The sequence below is a fragment of the bacterium genome (assembly GCA_024228115.1).
In the GTDB taxonomy this organism is placed as follows: domain Bacteria; phylum Myxococcota_A; class UBA9160; order UBA9160; family UBA6930.
Genome location: JAAETT010000191.1, coordinates 1 through 2725 on the forward strand (window position 1 = coordinate 1; position 2725 = coordinate 2725).

At 60.7% G+C, this 2725-nt stretch carries 2 protein-coding genes; both read left to right on the top strand.

Annotated features, from left to right (window positions below; all coding sequences use genetic code 11):
- Window positions 1-1548: 1548 nt before the first annotated feature.
- Window positions 1549-2121, top strand: a complete 573-nt coding sequence (locus GY937_09360) for an ASCH domain-containing protein (protein ID MCP5056915.1) — start codon at window positions 1549-1551, stop codon at window positions 2119-2121.
- A complete protein-coding gene (locus GY937_09365; GenBank protein MCP5056916.1) occupies window positions 2051-2713 on the top strand; it encodes an AAA family ATPase in 663 nt (220 codons plus the stop codon). The genes GY937_09360 and GY937_09365 overlap by 71 nt, the downstream gene beginning before the upstream one ends.
- Window positions 2714-2725 lie beyond the last annotated feature (12 nt).

Genomic DNA, 2725 nt, shown 5'->3' on the forward strand with positions numbered 1-2725 from the left:
AGGGTGGCGCGACATCGAGAAGCTCGTCCGAGCTCTCACCGTGTCCGAAACCAGCGAAGAGGCGACTGCAAAGCGCGTCGCCTAGGATTCAAACCGGAGCCGCCGCTCAGAGAAGATCAACAGCGGACGGGACATCCCCGAGAACCTCCCACTCAGGACCGTTCCTCTTGAGGTGCAGTCCTTCACGCCAGCGTTGGAGCGACTCAACGAGTCGCGACGCGTTGCGATGAAACATCAGCGGGCGGTTCTGTTGGCTTGGACGAGGGTTGTTGCGGATCGTTTTCCGGCTCGCCTCCGCGAGAGGGATATCTGTGAAGTCCCGATTGGATCGTGCTCCCATGGGTGACGATCCTTTCGATCGGCGGATCGACACTTGGGTCGAACGCGCGATTGGCAACGGCGCTTTGAATCTGAAGACCCTCCTTCGGAACGTCCCTGGTGTTTCCCCACCCCAAGTCGCCGCTAGCCTGCGAAGACTGGGCGCCGCCGTTCCCATGCCCTTGAGATATCAGCCCGCTTCGACCGGATTGATATTCGGTCCGCACGACGGTCGGGTCCCGCACCCCCTTGACTACGACTGGCGGTTTGCACCAGAGGCGTTGGAAGTGCTTCAATCAGAAGTCCTTGATCGAGCGGGACCGCGAGAGACCGTCGCGCTCTTCGGTTGTCCGACCCTCTTTCCGCGGATCGCCGAACTCGGGCGTCCCGTCTATCTCTTCGATCGAAATGGCTCTCACGATCTAGCCCCATTTCCGAGCAATGCGAAGGTAGTTGTTGATGACCTCTTCTTGGCGCCGATTCCTGCTTTGGAAGCCGCTATCGCGATAGTTGACCCCCCATGGTATCCCGCCGATCAGCGCGCATTTCTCTGGGCCGCGTCGACGGCGCTCCGGGTGGGTGGCTTCGTAGCGGCGAGTGGCCCCCCAGTAGGCTCGCGCCCGTCCGCCAAGCAAGACGCCGTCGATCTCGTTCGGGAAGCGCGAAGTTTTGGGCTTGAGCGCGTGAGCATCGTCGATGGTGCCTTGCCCTATCACACCCCGCCTTTTGAAGCGCTTGCGTTTCGCGCTTCGGGCTCACCCTGCTACCCGTCCGATTGGCGTCGTGGGGATCTCAGCGTGTTCCAAAAAGTTACGGCGTGCGCCGCATCACGCCCACCGGATCCATCCCCTACGATGTGGACGGATCATGAGCTCGGCGGAGTACGTATCAAGGTGCGCACTGCTCCATGCGACTGGTTCGCCCCAGAGCTGCGTAGCCTTGTTGACAACGACGTTCTTGAAACGGTGAGCCGCCGCGACTCCGTCCGAGAGCAGGTCGCAGTCTGGACTTCCGGCAACCGTGTCTTCGCGTCGGATGGGCCGAGCGTGGTGTCTTCGGTGATCGAGGAGATGAACCAAGGCCTTGGCGCGGGTGACCTGTGTGCTGAGGTCGTCAGCCGAGCGCTGACCGATTCCGAATACGAATCGCTGAAACGCCTGCAAAACCAGCTAGAGACGATTGTGAACTTGGAACGCGCCGAGTATATAGACTGCGGAGGGGGCCGCGGTGATGGAGACTTGGCAGGCGCAGCTCGAAACAGATGTACGGGAGGCACTTGCAGAAACCGGCGTTGAGATGCCCCGGGCTTTTCTTGGTGACACCGAAGATCACAATTCCATTCATCTGGCTGTACTTACGGAGCCGTACCTCGAGTGGATTCTTGCTGGAAAGAAGACGATCGAATCTCGGTTCTCGGTGAATCGGGTTGCGCCGTATGGTGCGATCTCACCCGGAGATTGCTTGGTTTTGAAGCGTTCCTCGGGCCCGATCGTGGGCTTGTGCACCGTATCAGACGTCGAGTTCTTCGAACTAGATCGCTCAACTCGTGCCCAGATCAGGGCCGACTACGGGCGCGGGCTCTGCGCAGAGACACCGGAATTTTGGAAAGCGCGCGAGCACGCATGCTACGCGACTCTCATGCACATCGACTCCGTCATTCCGCTACCACCCCTTTCCTGCGCGAAGCGCGACCGGCGCGGGTGGGTCGTACTCCCATTGGACTCAACCACGGATGACCAACTTACGCTGCCAGGTCATCGGCCTAGCCGGTCAAATCGGCGCCGGGAAGTCGAGCATCGCTAGAGGGCTTGCCGAGGCGTTGGACTGGAAGGTGGGAAGCTTCGGCGAGTACGTCAGGGACGTTGCCACCGAATCTGGATTTGAGCATACACGCGACAATCTCCAAGCAGTGGGCGAAGATCTCATCCAGACGCTATCAGCAGATGAATTCATTCACCGCGTAGTTTCAGCGAGCGGATGGGATGGGGCGTCGGGTCTGATCATTGAAGGGATTAGGCACCAGCACATCGCCGAAGCGCTTCCTCAGTTCTTTCGTCCCTCAGCATATGCGCTGGTGTTCGTGAGCGCGCCAAGGGAGCTGCGCGAGCTCCGGTTGAAGCAGCGAGACGGCTCCTCGACCTCCGAGATCGTTCGTGCGGAGCGTCACTCGACCGAACTCGAGATCGCCACGCGAGTGCGAGGACTGGCAGATACCGTCTTTCCCGCGACCGCCGACGTTCCTGCTGCGGTGTCGGGCATCTTGCGGGGTAAGCGGCCAACCTCGGACGTGGTTGCGGTCCGTATCGCGGGATCTCAGCCTGTGAGCGGGCCGAGAGGTGAGTCGGCGAAGTTCTCTTTCCAAAGCCGGGGCGTGAGTTCGGAGACCCCAGCCTGAGGGTGGACGCTG